General features: G+C 68.9%; 11 protein-coding genes. 7 read left to right on the top strand and 4 right to left on the bottom strand.

What is annotated here, in order from left to right:
• Window positions 1-161: 161 nt before the first annotated feature.
• Window positions 162-1,001, bottom strand: a complete 840-nt coding sequence (locus PV364_RS32285) for an SDR family NAD(P)-dependent oxidoreductase (protein WP_319664082.1) — start codon at window positions 999-1,001, stop codon at window positions 162-164.
• A gap of 158 nt (window positions 1,002-1,159) precedes the next feature.
• Between PV364_RS32285 and PV364_RS32280 the strand changes: the two genes are divergently transcribed.
• Window positions 1,160-2,113, top strand: a complete 954-nt coding sequence (locus PV364_RS32280; protein ID WP_319664081.1) for an AraC family transcriptional regulator — start codon at window positions 1,160-1,162, stop codon at window positions 2,111-2,113.
• A 21-nt stretch (window positions 2,114-2,134) separates the two neighbouring features.
• On the opposite strand, the gene PV364_RS32275 is transcribed toward PV364_RS32280, so the two are convergent.
• Entirely contained in the window at window positions 2,135-3,112 is a 978-nt protein-coding gene (locus PV364_RS32275) for a phosphotriesterase-related protein (RefSeq protein WP_319664079.1), read from the bottom strand.
• 333 nt (window positions 3,113-3,445) lie between these two features.
• Entirely contained in the window at window positions 3,446-5,065 is a 1,620-nt protein-coding gene (mdlC, locus tag PV364_RS32270) for a benzoylformate decarboxylase (protein WP_319664078.1), read from the bottom strand.
• Between the two features lie 374 nt (window positions 5,066-5,439).
• Between mdlC and PV364_RS32265 the strand changes: the two genes are divergently transcribed.
• A complete protein-coding gene (locus PV364_RS32265; protein WP_319664077.1) occupies window positions 5,440-8,430 on the top strand; it encodes an FAD-binding and (Fe-S)-binding domain-containing protein in 2,991 nt (996 codons plus the stop codon).
• 814 nt (window positions 8,431-9,244) lie between these two features.
• Here the strand turns inward: PV364_RS32265 and PV364_RS32260 are convergent.
• Window positions 9,245-10,156, bottom strand: coding sequence for a LysR family transcriptional regulator (locus PV364_RS32260; RefSeq protein WP_319664076.1), 912 nt, complete (start codon window positions 10,154-10,156; stop codon window positions 9,245-9,247).
• A gap of 270 nt (window positions 10,157-10,426) precedes the next feature.
• Here PV364_RS32260 and PV364_RS32255 point away from each other — a divergent pair, with 270 nt between their 5' ends.
• From PV364_RS32255 to PV364_RS32235, 5 genes are all read left to right on the top strand, one after another.
• Window positions 10,427-11,059, top strand: a complete 633-nt coding sequence (locus PV364_RS32255) for an NADPH-dependent F420 reductase (RefSeq protein ID WP_319664075.1) — start codon at window positions 10,427-10,429, stop codon at window positions 11,057-11,059.
• 93 nt (window positions 11,060-11,152) lie between these two features.
• A complete protein-coding gene (locus tag PV364_RS32250) occupies window positions 11,153-12,091 on the top strand; it encodes an SDR family oxidoreductase (protein WP_319664074.1) in 939 nt (312 codons plus the stop codon).
• A gap of 77 nt (window positions 12,092-12,168) precedes the next feature.
• Entirely contained in the window at window positions 12,169-12,828 is a 660-nt protein-coding gene (locus PV364_RS32245) for an NADPH-dependent F420 reductase (protein ID WP_319664141.1), read from the top strand.
• A 212-nt stretch (window positions 12,829-13,040) separates the two neighbouring features.
• A complete protein-coding gene (locus PV364_RS32240; RefSeq protein WP_319664073.1) occupies window positions 13,041-13,172 on the top strand; it encodes a hypothetical protein in 132 nt (43 codons plus the stop codon).
• 407 nt (window positions 13,173-13,579) lie between these two features.
• Window positions 13,580-15,169 carry an MFS transporter gene (locus PV364_RS32235; RefSeq protein WP_319664071.1) on the top strand — a complete coding sequence of 530 codons (1,590 nt, stop codon included), beginning with the start codon at window positions 13,580-13,582 and terminating at the stop codon, window positions 15,167-15,169.
• Window positions 15,170-15,178: the final 9 nt, after the last annotated feature.

The raw sequence follows: 15,178 nt of genomic DNA, 5'->3' as shown, positions 1-15,178 counted from the left end.
GTCGGAGATCGCCGCGCGCCGCGCTCTGCCGCAGCCCGGCGACCACGCCCGCGCGCCGGCACCCGGGGGCGGCCGGATGACGGGGTGCAGCTCACTCCGGCGGCGGACAGGCGCCGGCGCCGCACCCATCGGCCGGCCCCGGTCCGCGGGGGAGGCCGCCGTCACGGAGCCGAGATGTCCAACCCGGTGAGGTCGGCGGAACGGTTCCAGAGCCGACGGGCGAGGTCGGAATCGTCCGCTTGCGGGTTGGTGCGTCGAGCGGGCCTGCCGTTCTCGTAGTACGTACCGGAGTGCCAGTCCACGCCGGGAGTGGTCTCGGCGAGCCATACCAGCTGGCGGGCGCCCTTCTCGGGGCTGACCATGGCCAGCCGGCTGAGCGGATTGCTGTAGATGGGGCGCATGAAGCTCTTGCTGCCGGTGGCGAAGTTGGTGGCGACGGCTCCGGGATGGAAGGCGGCGGCGGACAGACCGTGGGACGCGTATCGGGCGTGCAGTTCCTTGGTGAAAAGAATGTTCTCCAGCTTGGCCGTGCCGTACGCCCGGTGCGCGGAGTAGCCGTGGTCGTGGTCGAGGTCGTCGATGTCGAGCTTTCCGAACAGACGAGCCCCCGCGCTGGATGTCTGGATGACCGATGCTTTGCCGGCCACCAGCTTGTCCATGAGGAGATTCGTGAGCAGGAACGGCGCCAGATGATTGATCTGGAAGGTCTTCTCGAAGCCGTCGACGGTCTTTTCGCGATCGCCGAAGATTCCCCCCGCATTGTTCACCAGGACATCCACACGCGGGTATGCGGCGTCCAGGTCCGCGGCGAGTTTCCTGACGTCGGCCAAGCTGGTGAAGTCGGCGAGGAAGCGGTCCGCTCCGAGTTCGTCGGCGATCCTCGCGGTCTTCTCGGGTGAGCGGCCGACGATGACGACTCGGTGGCCGTCCCGGTGCAGCCGGCGGGCGCCCGCGGCTCCGATGCCGTCGCTGGCTCCGGTGACGACGATGGTTTTCGGCATGGAAAGGTCTCCGGTTCTCTTGGCTGCATGCGTGGCGCATGTCCGTGAAGGTGTAACTTCTGGTTGCCGCGGCGTGTGAACATTGACGTGTCGCAAGGACGCGGTCGCGGGGTGACCAAGTGGGTGCTTCCGCTGACGGCACACCGATGGGAAGGCGCATGTACCGATGGACCGCAGCTGCGTCCGCACCGTCGCTGAGCGATTGGAGCGAGGCGTTCTCCGGTCTGCACGGGGCGAGCCGCATCACCGTCATGGACCGCAAGGCGCCATGGAGGGGACTCCTGCAGTCCCAGCAGTCCCGGACGTACGCCATCGCCTTGTGCAGCGGCGGCCAGGAGACGGTCGTCCGGAACGCCCGGCACATCGCCGCTGACCCCCGCGGCACCCACGAACTGCTCGTCCCCCTGGCCGGGACTGCCTGGGTGGAACAAGGGACGTCCTCGGGGGAGCTCCAGCCGGGCCGTATGGCACTGTGCGACATGGACCGGCCGGTGACCTTCGCACACGACGATGACTTCCGGTCGATCGCGCTGATTGTGCCCGGACACGAGGTCGCCCACCGCAACCCGGCCCTGACCCGTGAGCCGCGGACCCTCAAGGGGACGAGCGGCCTGGGCCGGGTGATCCGCACGATGGTGGCCACGCTGCAGGAGGAGCGGGAACAGTTCTCGGAGGCGACCTTCGACGTCGCCTGCGAGCGGCTGCTCGACCTGGTGTGCCTCGCCGCGGAAGGCGCGACCGATTCGGCGCCGACGGGGCAGCGGGCCACAGTCGAGGCCGAGATCAGGCGCTACGTCCGCCGCCACGCGGGCGACGACGACCTCGACGTCGCCCACATCGCACGGGCGCTCGGCTGGTCGACCCGCTACATCCAGCAGGTGCTGCGTGCAGCCGGTACGACCCCGCGCGACCTCGTGCGCCGTGAACGGCTGCACCTGGCGCGGACCCGACTGGCCGACGCGAGCTGGGCCGGGCATTCCATCGGGCAGATCGCTCACTCCTGCGGGTTCGGCAGCCATGCGTCGTTCAGTACCGCGTTTCGGCAGGAGTTCGGCATGGCGCCCCGTGATGCCAGACACCGCGTCTTCGCCCCTACGGCAGACCTGGGGTGAGCCTGTTTCCACCTCGGCGGGTCAGTCGCCCGGGGCGGTGAAGTAGCGGCGCGGATTGTCGACCAGCATGGTGCTGAGCTGCTGCTCGGTGACGCCGGCCTGGCGGAGTGCGGGCAGGACGGTGTCGTGAAGGTGGGTGTGGTGCCAGTCCGGCGCGATCTGTTCGCGCACGCCCGGCGGGAACCAGTCGATGTGGCACGACGCGTCGTGCGACAGCACCATCCGGTCCGCCAGACCTTCCCGTGCGAGCGCGGCGACCGTAGCAACCCGCTGGTCGCCCGGCAGCAGGATGTCCAGGCCGAAGCGGTCCATGCCGATGTACGAGCCGTTGTCGATCAGCTGGTGCAGGTAGCCCAGGTCGTCGGTGTCGCCGCTGTGGCCGATGACGACGGCGCCGAGGCCCACGCCCTCGCTCCGCAGGATTTCCTGGGCGACCAGGCCGGTGCGGGCGGTCGCGTTGGTGTGCACGGTGATCGGCGCGCCGGTGCGCAGGTGTGCCTGCGCCACCGCCCGCATCACCCGCTCCACGCCCGGGGTGAGCTCCTCCTCGATCGCGCACTTCAGGAAGGCGGCCCTGATCCCCGTATCGGCGATGCCCTCGGTGAGCTCTCGGACGAACAGCTCGGTCATCCCCTCGGCGCCACCCAGTAGCGTTCCCGGGCCGTGGAAGCGGAAGAAGTGGGGGATGTCGCCCAGTGTGTAGATGCCCGTTGCGGCGATGATGTTGATGTCGACCTGCTCGTTCACGGCCGCGACCCGGGTGACGTCACGCCCCAGCCCGATCACGGTGGGGTCCACGAGCGTGGTGACGCCCGTGGCCGCCAGGGCCTTCAGCCGGTCGACCGCCTTGCTGACGCGCTCCTCCTCGTCCCAGGTCTCCGGGAGGCTCTGCCGGAACTCCTCACTCAGGACGAAGACATGCTCGTGCATCAGGACGGTCCCGAGGTCGCTGGCGGCCACAGGGCCGCGGACGGTGTGCACTTGGGCGGGCGGAGTCATGGAAGTCAGTCCTTCGGGCTCGTGCTGTCGCACGATCGGCATCGGCTGGAGGTGTGCGAGACGGGGTCGCGGTCGTGGTGGTCCTGCCGGCCGCAGGACTGGTCCGCACCGCCGACCCGGGCACAGCCCGCCGTCGGCACACCGTCCACTCTGGGGCATCCCGCCGGAGAGGTCTTTCGCGGCGGCGCACACTTCTTTCCCGTGGACGCACAGTCCCCACGGCCCGGCCGTAACGGCCCGGGCTGGGGTGGCGGCTCCTCGGTGCGGCGGCCCGGACCCTCGTGGGGCCCCGTCGAGTGCGCGGCTCCACTGGCGACTCCGGCTCCCGAACGGTCAGGAACGGCGGGACGCCGCCTCGTGGACCGGAGTCGTGGCGACGTTGATGAGGGTGGGGCGTTCCCGGTCCTCGACTCCCGCACGCAGCAGTTCGGCGATGTCGTCGGAGTCGTGGGCGTCGTGGGCGTCGATGCCGTAGCTCGCGGCCGTGGCGGTGATGTCCAGGCCTGGCAGGTCGAGACCCGGGACGCCCGCGGTGTTCTCGATGTCGCCGAACTGCTTGAGGATGCCGTACTCCTGGTTGGAGGCGACGACAATCGTCAGGGGGATCCGGTACCGGGACGCGGTCCACAGGGCGGTGATCGCGTAGTGCATCGATCCGTCGCCCATCAGGGCGATCACCGGACGGTCCGGGGAGGCGAGTTGGGCGCCGGCGGCGGCGGGCAGTCCGAAGCCCAGCCCTCCGCCGACGGCGGAGATGTGGGAGAGCGGGGCGCTCGGTCGGACGAAGTTCGCGATGGGGGCCTCGTTCGAACCGGCCTCGGTCACGAAGAGCGCATCCGCCGGGGCGGCGTGGCCGACGGCTGTCCAGAGCTGCGACGGCTGCATCGGAGCCGCGACCCGGTCCGGGGACGGCACGTCGGGGCGGCGGGTGGGTGCGCCGCGGGGCGTGTCGACGACTTCGTCGAGGAGGGCTTCCACCGCTGCGCGGAGGTCGCCCACGTAGGCGTCCCCCACGGGTGCGCGGGCGGCCTCGTCCGGATCGCTGGTGATGTGGACGAGGGTCGCGCCCTCGGGGAGGTAGGGGCCCGGGATGTGCGGGTAGTAGCGGAAGACCGGTCCGCCGAGTACGACGATGAGGTCGTGGCCCTTCAGCGCGGTCGAGATCCAGCCCGCACCCGGTGGGAGAAGGCCCTGGTAGAGCGGGTGGGCCTCCGGGAAGCCGGAAAGACCCGGTAGTGGTGCCGTCCAGACCGGTGCCTTGGTCCGCTCCGCCAGTTTCACGACGGCTTCCCGTGCTCCGGCGTGCTCCACGTCGCCGCCCACGACGAATACCGGGGAGTTCGCGGAGGAGATCCGATCGCCGATCTCCTTCGCCAGCCGTCCGGGGAAACCGCCGGCACAGGTCACCGCGCGGTCCCGGATCACCTCGGCCTCGGCTGCCTCGGAAGCGGTCAGTTCATGGGTCATGTCGTCCATCGGCAGTGAGACGAACACCGGTCCGGTCGGTGGCGCCAGCGCGATGTGAATGGCGTGTGCCAGGACCGCGGGCACCTCGCTCGGCGTGGCCGGCTCAGCCGACCACTTGACGAAAGGACGCGGAAGCAGCACCGCGTCTTCATTGGTCAGGAGCGCTTTCTGGTTCTGCATGACACGGCGCTGGTTTCCCGCGGTCACGATCAGCGGAGTCTTGTTCAGATGCGCGTTGTACAGGGCGCCCATCGCATTGCCGAGGCCGGGTGCGGTGTGCACGTTGACGAATGCGGGGCGTCGCGTGACCTGGGCGAATCCGTCGGCCATGCCGACCGGCACCATTTCCTGCAGTCCCAGTACGTAGCGAAAGTCGCTCGGGAAGTCTTCCAGCAGCGTCAGCTCGGACGAGCCGGGGTTACCGAACCACGTCGTCAGCCCGTGCCGCCTGAGCAGGTCGATGGTGGCTTGACGGACAGATGGCATCGCGTGTCCCTTCGTCGCACACACCGCGTGCTGGTTCACGGGGCCGACCGGACATACGCATGCAGTGAACCGGCCCCCGGGCTGAACCCGGACAGGACAGCCGACGTGACGCCGACCGTTGATCGCGAATTTATCAGTATGAGATGAAGGTGCCTGGTATGCCGCTCTCGCGCGTTGACGCCAATTCCCTGCCGCCCGAGATGACGCGGTCAGCGAATCAGCCACCGGGCGCGCGCCGGACGGCCCGGTTAAAATGACTTTCATGGCCTGTTCATGACCTGCCACGGACAAGACCGTCCGCGTGGCCGGCTGAACCGTTCGGCAGGAAAGCCGTATGCGCCGACGGCCGGTGCGGTGGCGGAGAGGCTGCCAACGTGAAGAAGCTGCTCAGCCCGGGCGTTCCCGCCATCGGCCGTCCGCCGGGCCTTCCGCAGGCGGATGCGATCGACTCCGCTCACGTGGACGGAACGCCTCGCGAACTCAGGAGCGACCTCGTCGCGCTGCTCGGTGAGGACCAAGTGCTGCACCGGATCTCGGACCTCGTCCGGTACGCGTCCGATGCCAGCCCCTACCGCTACCTGCCCCAGGTCGTCGTCCTGCCCCGCGACGTCCGCGACGTCCAGAAGCTGCTCGGCTACTGCCGGCGCAACGGGCGGCACGCCACGTTCCGTGCCGCCGGGACCAGCCTCAACGGGCAGGCGCAGTCCGACGACATCCTCATCGACGTGCGCCGGCACTGGAGCGGAATGGCCGTCGAGGACGAGGGCGCGCGCTTGCGCGCGCGGCCGGGAACGATCCTCGGCCACGCCGCGGCGCTGCTGCGCCGGCACGGTCGGCGCCTCGGACCGGATCCGGCCTCCTCGGACGTCGCCACGATCGGCGGAGTCCTCGCCAACAACGCGGGCGGGATGCGCTGCACCCTTGAGCGCAACGCCTACCACACCGTGGCGTCCATGACCTTTGTGCTGCCGTCCGGCACGGTCGTGGACACCGCCGCGCCGGACGCCGAGGAGCGGTTCGCCGCGGCCGAACCCGAGCTGGCGGCCGGTCTCGCCGCATTGCGGGAGGAACTGCTCGGCGACAGCCGTCTCACCGCGCGTGTGCGCCACAAGTTCTCCATCCGCAACACCACCGGGTACACCCTCGCGGCGCTGCTCGACGCCGACACCCCGCTCGAGATCTTCCGGCGCCTCCTCATCGGCTCCGAGGGCACCCTCGCGTTCATCGCCGAAGCCGTGATCGACACCCTGCCGGCCCCGACGGCGACCACGGTCAGCTGGATCGCCCTCCCGTCGGTCGGCGAAGCGGTCGCCCTCGTGCCCGGCCTGGTGGACCTCGGAGCCGAGGCGGTCGAACTCATGGTCGCACCCGCTCTCACCGCCGCCGCACAAGCGTTCCCGAACACCCCGGCGTACTGGAAGACCCTCGATCCGGGCGCGGCGGCGCTTCTCGTCGAGTTCGCCGCCGCCGACCCGGCGGATCTCGACCGGGCCGAGGCCCGCGTCGCGGAGCTGGTCGCGGACGCGCCCCTGCTGCACCCGCTGGACTTCACCCGTGACCAGGAGCTCATCGAACTGGACTGGCGCATCCGCGAGGGCCTGCTCGGCATCGTCGGCCAACTGCGCCCGCCAGGTACCGCCGTGGTCAACGAGGACGTCTGCTTCCCGCCGGCCCGGATCGCCGAAGGCGCGGGCGACCTGCACGCCCTCCTGGCCGAGCACGGCTTCCTGCCCGGCGTCGCGGGCCACGCCGCGTACGGCAACCTGCACTTCACCCTGACGCCCAGGCTGGCCGACCCCGCGGACCGTGACAGGTATGCCGCGTTCATGTCCGACCTGGTGGCGCTGGTCGTCGACAAGTACGACGGGTCGCTCAAGGCGGAACACGGCACCGGGATCAACATGGCGCCGTTCGTCCGTCACGAATGGGGCGAGAAGGCCACCGGGATGATGTGGCGCATCAAGGAACTCGCCGACCCGTACGGTGTCCTCGCCCCCGACGTCGTCCTCACCCGCGACGACACCATCCATCTCAAGTCCTTCAAGTCGACCCCTGACATCGAGGACGTCGCGACCCACTGCATCGAGTGCGGGTACTGCGAGGCCGTCTGCCCCAGCCGGAACGTCACGACGACGCCCCGCCAGCGCATCGTGCTGCGCAGGGAGATGGCCCGGCAGGCGGAAGGGTCCCCGCTGCTGGCCCAGTTGCAGGCGGAGTACGAGTACGACGCCATCGAGACCTGCGCTGTCGACGGCACCTGCGCGCTCCCGTGCCCCGTCCACATCAACACCGGCGCGCTGATCAAGGAATTCCGGCGGGACGAATCGACTGAGCAGCGCGAGAAGGTCGCGCTGAAGATCGCCCAGCGATGGGCGACCGTGGAGGAGTTCGCCCGTACCGCCATGGGCGCCGCCGACATGGTGCAGCGCACCGTCGGTTCGAAGGCCCTCACGGGCCTGACGGCCGGCGCGCGGCTCGCCATCAGCAACGACCTCATGCCGGCCGTCCCGGGACCGATGCCGCGCGCCGCGGTGGGCAAGCCACCGCCGACATCCCGCCATGGAGCGGCGGCCGTGTACTTCCCGGCCTGCGTCAACCGGATCTTCGGCCGCGACCCCGGAATGCCGCGGCACCCGTCCCTGCAGCACGCACTGGTCGAGGTCTCGGCACGGGCCGGCAAACCGCTGTGGATCCCCGACGACGTGGCCGGCAAGTGCTGCTCGACCCCATGGAGCAGCAAGGGCTACAGCCGCGGACACGCATGGATGGCCGCGACCACCTGCGACGCCCTGTGGTCCTGGAGCGGACACGGCACTCTTCCCGTGGTCATCGACGCCGCCTCGTGCACCAACGGCCTGCTCGACGACGTCAAGAACCACCTCGACGACGAACACCGCGACCGACTCGAGCGCATCACGCTGCTCGATGCGATCACCTGGTGCGCCGACCTGCTCCCGCACTTGACCGTCACCGGGCAGGTGGACCGGGTGGCCGTGCACCCCACCTGCTCGACGGCGCACCTGGGCCTGAGCAAGACCCTGGAAGCCATCGCCGGACAACTCGCCGCCGAAGTCCTCGTCCCGGTCGGCACCACCTGCTGCGGCACGGCCGGCGACAGAGGACTCCTCCACCCCGAACTCGTCCGATCCGCGACACGGGACGAGAAGGCCGCCCTGGACCGGACCCCCGCCGACGCCTACCTGTCGGCGAACCGCACGTGCGAGATGGGACTGCGGCACGCCACCGGCCGCCCGTACGAATCCTTCGTCTTCCTCCTGGAAGAACTGACCCGCCCTCCAGCCGACGCGCCGGGCGATGGATCCGCCGCGGATGGCCGGCCGGGCGGTGCCGGGCCGGAAGGCTGATCTTCGGGCCCGCCCGCCGTCGTGGCCTTTGTCAGGTGCCCGGCGGCGCAGGTCGCGCCAGGTGCCCCTGACCGCAGGTACCGCCCTTCGGCCCGCGAGGCCGGCAGGTCAAGGCGGGCCCCTTGAGCGCGGCGAACCTGGAGCTGCTGCGCCGGGAGATCCAGCAGGTCGCCTGCCGCCGACCGACCTCTGGCCGACACCCCCGGCCGCCTCGAACCCGACGGACGGAGTAGACGGCTGATCGCACAAGTCCGTACGCGGTGACACATGAAGAACTCGTACGCAGCTGGGAGGTTCTGAGGATGCGGGTGGCCCGCCAGTGACACTGGCGGGCCACCCGCATCCTCAGAACCTCAGCGAGCCGGGGACTTGCCACCCCTCTCATCCACTCCACCGCGGCGCTCTCCTCGCGGGGCGGCACGGCGTTGACCTCTGGACCGCGCCAGCTGAACCATTCACGCTGCATCAATGGGTGGTCCACCTGGCCACGCCAGCCCGAAACGAAGGCCAACAGGCGGGCGGCCAACACGTCCGGCTGGAACCCGCCGTCGGGTTCTGGATCCCAGGGACCGACTCCCGACGCTACGAACGGCAGACCGTGCGTGAACGGCTCCGCTCCGACGGCAGGGCGATCAGCCGACTTGAGCCGCTTCCGCAGCACGTACTTCCACCCGGTCTCAGGTGCCTCCGGGGTCCCTCGGACAACTGCTGGCCGAAGAACGGAACCGCCTCAGAGTTCAGCCGCAACAGCGCCACTCCGTCAGGCCACTTCACTCTTCAGCACATGATGAACGAGGTCAGTTGAACTCACTCCTCAAGCGTGCCTTGTAACGGCATCGCCTCCAAGCCGCCACATCTCGTAGTTCCCACATTCTGCCGTGATCTCGGCCGTCGACTGAGCCGCAGTGACGAAGTCATCTACGACCGGTGAGGTGTGAGATGCCGCCACCGCGAGGCACACCTGGTCGGGCGCCAGATCCGGGATGGGCACATAGACGACGTCCGGATGCGAGTAGAACACGGACGCCGAACGGGCCAGGAAGGAGACGCCCCGGCCGGCCGCGACATGCTCAAGCGTCTCGTCCACCCCGCGCACCGGGTACCCGGCATTGGGGAGCGGGCGCTTGGTGGGCTGCGTGCTAGGGTCACCGCGCCAGACCAGCGGTTCGCCGGCCAGGTCGGCCTCGGTGGCCTCCTCCTTGCCGGCAAACCGGTGTCCGGCGGGCAGTACCGCTACCCACGGCTCGGTGTACAGCGGGGTGACGCGCAGGCCGGCCTCGTCGATGGGCAGCCGCACATAACCGACGTCGATGCGGCCGTCGAGCAGCATCGCAGCCTGCTCGTCCCCTTCGATCCGCTGCACATCCACGACCACGTCCGGGTGCCGGTCCTCGAACGCACGCGCCGCCGGAGTGACGGCAACGCCGGCCCGGAAACCGACCATCAGCCGCCGCTTGCCGCCGGCGACCGCGGCCACCCGGCGGCGGACCGCGTGGGTCGAGGCGAGCAGCGGACCGGCGTCGGCGAGCAGTTGACGGCCCGCATCTGTCAGCTCCACGCCGTGGCGATCCCTGGTGAACAGCGAGGCGCCGAGATCCTGCTCGAGCGCCCGGATCTGCCGGCTGAGCACCGGCTGTGCGATGTGGAGCTCATCGGCGGCACGGCCGAAGTGCAACTGGTCGGCCACAGCGACGAAATAGCGCAGTTTGCGCAGGTCCAGATCCATGGCGCCTCCCGGTCGGTGATGCCTCCAAGGTATCACCGCGGCGGAAAGAAGTATTGGACGCCCACTCAGGCCAATGGCAACCTGAATAGGTGCCTCATAGTCCGAGCGAATTCGGCACAAGAATTCGACATCGGATGGCCCAGGCCCGGAATGAGCACATCAGGAATTGAACGCCCCCCCACCGCGTAATTCGACGGCGTCGACGACAAAACCGTCAACAACGACAGGGTGAGCATGGCGTCCTATCCAGCTCCAGAAAGCAGGAACTCCATGAGCAGCATCAGCATTATCGGCCTGGGCAACGTGGCCCGCGCGCTGGCCGCCCGGGCGCTCGCGGGCGGCAACGCAGTCGAGATCATCGGCCGCGACCCGGCCAAGGCCAAGGAATTGGCCGCTGCGCTCGCTGGCGCCACCGTCGGGACGGCCGGCACCGCCCCGGCCGGGGACATCGTTGTCCTCGCCGTGCCGTACGCCGGCGCTGCGGCGGTGGTGAGGGAGCGCGGGGACGCACTGCGCGGCAAGATCATCGTTGACATCACCAACCCCGTAGCCTCCGACCTGCAGGGCTTCGTCGTCCCCGACGACAGTTCCGGCGCACAGGAGATCGCCAAGGCGGCTCCCGACGACGCGCATGTCATCAAGGCGTTCAACACTGTGTTCTCCCACGTTCTGGAGGCCGGCCCGGCCGGGGATCGCCCTCTGGACGTGTTCATCGCCGGCGATGACGCGCCGGCGAAGGCACGCGTGTCGGCGTTCGTGGAGAGCCTGGGGCTGCGCCCCTGGGACACGGGGGAACTGTTCATGGCGCGGGCACTGGAGAACGTCGGCCTGCTGGAACTGGGCCTCATGAACCACTCCGTCAAGCACGCCAATTTCTCCCTCGGCATCACCCTTCTCGGCTGAGCGCACCCCTTAGCCCCTACCTTTCGTGCCGTGTTGCGCCAGTTCATTTGCGGCACGAAAAGACCCTGCACCTACTCTCACAAGGACAGTCAGATGCGCGTATTCGTCGCTGGGGGGACCGGCCATTCCGGTTCATACATCATCCCCGAGCTGATCGCCGCCGGGCACGAGGTCACCGGCCTGGCCCGGTCGGACGCTTCCGCAGCGGCCTTGTCCGCGCTCGGCGCGAAGGTGCGTCGCGGCGACCTCCAGGATCTCGACGGGCTCAAAAAGGCAGCCGCGGACTCCGACGGCGTCATCCACGTGGCCCACAGGCAGGATCTGCTTCCCTCTGGCGGGCTCGACGCCGTGGCCGCCGCGGAGCTCCCAATCATGCTCGCGTACGGCGAGGCACTCGCGGGAACCGGAAAGCCGCTGGTCACGGCGGGAAGCATCGGCTCACCCGGGCAGCACCTGGGCCGGCTGGCCACCGAGGAGGACCCGGCCCTCCCCGCCGGCGAGGAGCACGAAGGCACCCTGCGAATCCGCAACGTCGTGGAAAGGGCCGTAGTCGACCTCGCCGAGCAGGGGGTGCGGTCTTCGGTCGTGCGGATCGCCAACATCGCGCACGGCACGACCGATCATGCCGGCTTCCTCCCCACGCTGATCGCGCTCGCGAAGGAAAAGGGGTTCGTCGGCTACCCTGGCGACGGCGCGAACCTGTGGAACGCCGTGCACATCCGCGATGCCGCCACCTTGTTCCGCCTGGCGCTGGAGAAGGGGCCGGCCGGCCATTACTGGCACGCGGTCGAGGACGGGGGCATCCCGTTCCGCGACATCGCCGAGGCCATCGCCAGCCGCCTGGGCCTGCCCGCCGTGAGCGTTCCCAACGATGCCCTGATGACCCCGGGGTACTTCGGATTCCTCACGAATATCGTCACGCAGAGCTATCCGGCGTCCAACCGCATCACCCGCCGAACCCTCGGCTGGGAACCCGCCCAGCCCGGCCTGCTCGCCGATCTGGACAACGGCCATTACTTCCCCGCCGGCTGACGACAGGGATCGAATCGTGACGAGCCCGGCAACCGGCAAGTTCGGCTCTTCTGAAGGAAGTTGAGTATATGACGACTGTGGGATTCATCGGCAGCGGAAGCATCGGCAGGACGATCGCGCGACTCGCGGTCGGGGCCGGGCACCTGGTGGTGCTCAGCAACTCACGCGGTCCCGAAACGCTCGTGGACACGGCCGCGGAACTGGGGCCGCGGGCGTCCGCGGCAACGAGCGAAGAGGCGGCGGCGGCCGGTGACATTGTCGTGGTCACGGTGCCGGTCAGCGCCTTCCCCAACGTGCCCGCCGCACCACTGACCGGGAAGACGGTCATCGACACCTGCAACTACGGCTCCGAGCGTGACGGGCACATCCCCGAGCTCGACAGCAAATCCCTCACCTCAAGCGAGCTGCTCCTGCGGTACGTCCCCGACGCCCTGCTCGTAAAGGCGTTCAACAACATCTTCTTCAAGCACCTGCATTCACTCGCCCGCCCGGCAGGGGCAACCGACCGCTCCTACCTGCCGATCGCCGGAGACTCCGCACCGGCGAAGGCGGCAGTGACCGAATTCATCGACTCCATCGGCTACAGCGTGGTAGACGCGGGAACGCTGGCCGACAGCTGGCGGCAGGCGACGGGCACGCCGGTGTGGGGGACGCCGTACGGGCCGTACTCGAACGAGAAGGGCCAGCCGGTCGGCGAGGACGCCATCCGTGCGGCATTGGCCACCGCCACGCGGTAACCGTCAATTAACGCGGACCGTGATGTGGTCCCGGCCGTGTCTCGCACGCAAAGGCGTCGAATCCAGCGAAGGGTTTGCCTCTGCGTCTCGTCGCGCGGAGTCAGGTTCGACGTCGCCAGTCCAGGTCGCGGACTGCTCCCTGGGAGGCCAACTGCCCGCGCAGATTCGTGTCAGCCTCCTCAGCTGGTGGTTTGGCCCCGCACGCTGCCGTAGTGCTGAACGCCTCAGCGCTCTACCGGACAGCTCAGACGAGACGATCGGGGCAGCAGCAGTCGTTCGCCGGGGCCCTCGTCACGGACGACGACATGCTCGCCGTCGTGGTTCACCTCTGCGACCAGAACTGAGCCTGCGGGATATCGCCAAAGCTGCTCGTCATCTCACCGGGAAGAAGATGGGCCGGCACCATTTCTGACGCGCCCCATAACCTTTGGCGCCCCGACTTCGGATGGCGTCGGCTTCTCGGCATTCGCTCACGCGAGGTCTGCCTCGGCACGTTCGCGATCAGCTCTCCGAGCTCAAGGCCAAGGACGATCTCACGGACGAAGAGTTCCGGCGCGCCGAGGAGAAGATCCTGCGCTGACCTACGCATGCCATGCGGGACGCGACCCGCAAGCCTGCGTGCTGTGAGATCGCAGGAATCCATTCTGGGCAGCGGATGTACCGAAAGCGGGCATCTGTCTGGCTTATGGTGATTCGAGGAGTCGCGTTCACACGCCGTGACGCACACCTGGGCTATCGGGAGGTGCGGACGGTGGGGCGATGGCGAGCACTGATCATCCTCGGTACCGCCCAGTTCCTCATGGTGCTCGACACCTCGGTCATGAACGTCTCGATCAGCCAGTTGGTCGAGGACTTCGACACCGAGGTCACTGCTATTCAGGGCGTCATCACCCTCTACACCCTGGTCATGGCGGCCTTCATGATCACCGGCGGAAAGCTGGGGGACATGCTCGGACGCCGCAGGGTGTTCGGCATCGGACTGGTCGTGTACGCCACGGGCTCCACCCTCACAGCCGTCGCCCCGACTCTGTGGCTGCTCACCCTGGGTTGGTCCGTGATCGAGGGACTCGGTGCGGCGCTGGTCCTGCCGGCGCTCGCCGCCCTGGTCGCCGGGACCTACCGGGGCCGGGACCGGGCCGTCGCCTACGGGGTCGTCGGTGGCCTGGCCGGGGCCGGCATCGCGGTGGGCCCTCTGGTCGGCGGATGGGTGACCACCTACCTCACGTGGCGGCTGGTCTTCGCGGCCGAGGTGGTGCTGGTGGTCGCCATCCTCCTGGGCATGCGCTGGATCGAGGACCGGCCTCACCGCGGACCCAGACCCCACCTCGACAAGGTCGGAGCCCTACTGTCCGCCGTCGGCCTGGCCCTGGTGGTCCTGGGCGTCCTGCAGAGCAGCGCCTGGGGATGGCTGCGTCCCCGCAACTCCCCGGTGACCGTCTTCGGTTTCTCCCCCACCTTCTTCGTCATCGCCGCCGGGGCGGTCGTACTGTGGGCGTTCCGATGGTGGGAGCGACGGCACGAGACGCGGGGGCACGAGCCCCTCGTGCGGTTCTCGGTGTTCAGCGTCCCCGCGCTGCGCGCGGGCCTTGCCGCATTGCTCAGTCAGAACCTCATCCTGCTGGGCCTGTTCTTCGTCATCCCCCTCTACCTCCAGATCGTGCAGGGTCTCAGCGCCTTCGACACCGGGCTGCGATTGCTCCCGGTGTCGATCAGCATGCTCGTGGTCTCCATGAGCGGTCCCCTGCTCGGCCGGATCGCCTCACCTCGCACAGTGGTCCGTACCGCTCTGCTGATTCTCATCGCGGCGATCCTCTGGCTGCTCGCGACCATCACCCCGTCCCTCAACGATCTCTCGTTCGCCTTGGCGATGGCCTTGCTCGGCACGGGCATGGGCCTGCTCGCCTCCCAACTCGGCAACGTCGTGCAGTCGAGCGTCGGCGAGTCGGAACGCAGCGAAGTCGGAGGCCTCCAGTACACCGCCCAAAATCTCGGCTCCTCCCTCGGGACCGCCCTGGTCGGCTCGCTCCTGATCGGGGCCCTTGTGCACGTGTTCCTCACACAGATCGAAGGCAACCCGCAGATCTCCGACGCCGCGCGTCACCAGGTCGGCATCACCGTTGAGGGGGGCGTCAGCTTCGTCGGCACCGATCAGGTGCGAACCGCCGCGGAGCGCGCGGGTCTGGAGAAGCCCGAGGTCGATGCCCTCGTGGACGAGTATGCCGAAGCACAGCTCGCCGGCCTGAAAGCCGCCGTTCTCGCCACCGCCGCCATTACCCTCGCCAGCTTCCCCTCCACCCGGCACCTGCCGACGAATCGGCTCCGAAAGCCCTCGGCTGCCTGAGGAACAAGG

Source organism: Streptomyces sp. MI02-7b, from assembly GCF_033793585.1.
Lineage (GTDB): Bacteria > Actinomycetota > Actinomycetes > Streptomycetales > Streptomycetaceae > Actinacidiphila.
Note: the sequence above shows the minus strand (reverse complement) of the source record. Positions and strands in the feature narration are given on the sequence as shown.

Excerpts from the sequence above, each read along its gene's own strand:
- PV364_RS32285 (WP_319664082.1), bottom strand. The coding sequence starts at position 1,001 with ATGCCGAAAACCATCGTCGTCACCGGAGCCAGCGACGGCATCGGAGCC.
- PV364_RS32280 (WP_319664081.1), top strand. The coding sequence starts at position 1,160 with ATGTACCGATGGACCGCAGCTGCGTCCGCACCGTCGCTGAGCGATTGG.
- PV364_RS32275 (WP_319664079.1), bottom strand. The coding sequence starts at position 3,112 with ATGACTCCGCCCGCCCAAGTGCACACCGTCCGCGGCCCTGTGGCCGCC.
- mdlC (WP_319664078.1), bottom strand. The coding sequence starts at position 5,065 with ATGCCATCTGTCCGTCAAGCCACCATCGACCTGCTCAGGCGGCACGGG.
- PV364_RS32260 (WP_319664076.1), bottom strand. The coding sequence starts at position 10,156 with ATGGATCTGGACCTGCGCAAACTGCGCTATTTCGTCGCTGTGGCCGAC.
- PV364_RS32255 (WP_319664075.1), top strand. The coding sequence starts at position 10,427 with ATGAGCAGCATCAGCATTATCGGCCTGGGCAACGTGGCCCGCGCGCTG.
- PV364_RS32250 (WP_319664074.1), top strand. The coding sequence starts at position 11,153 with ATGCGCGTATTCGTCGCTGGGGGGACCGGCCATTCCGGTTCATACATC.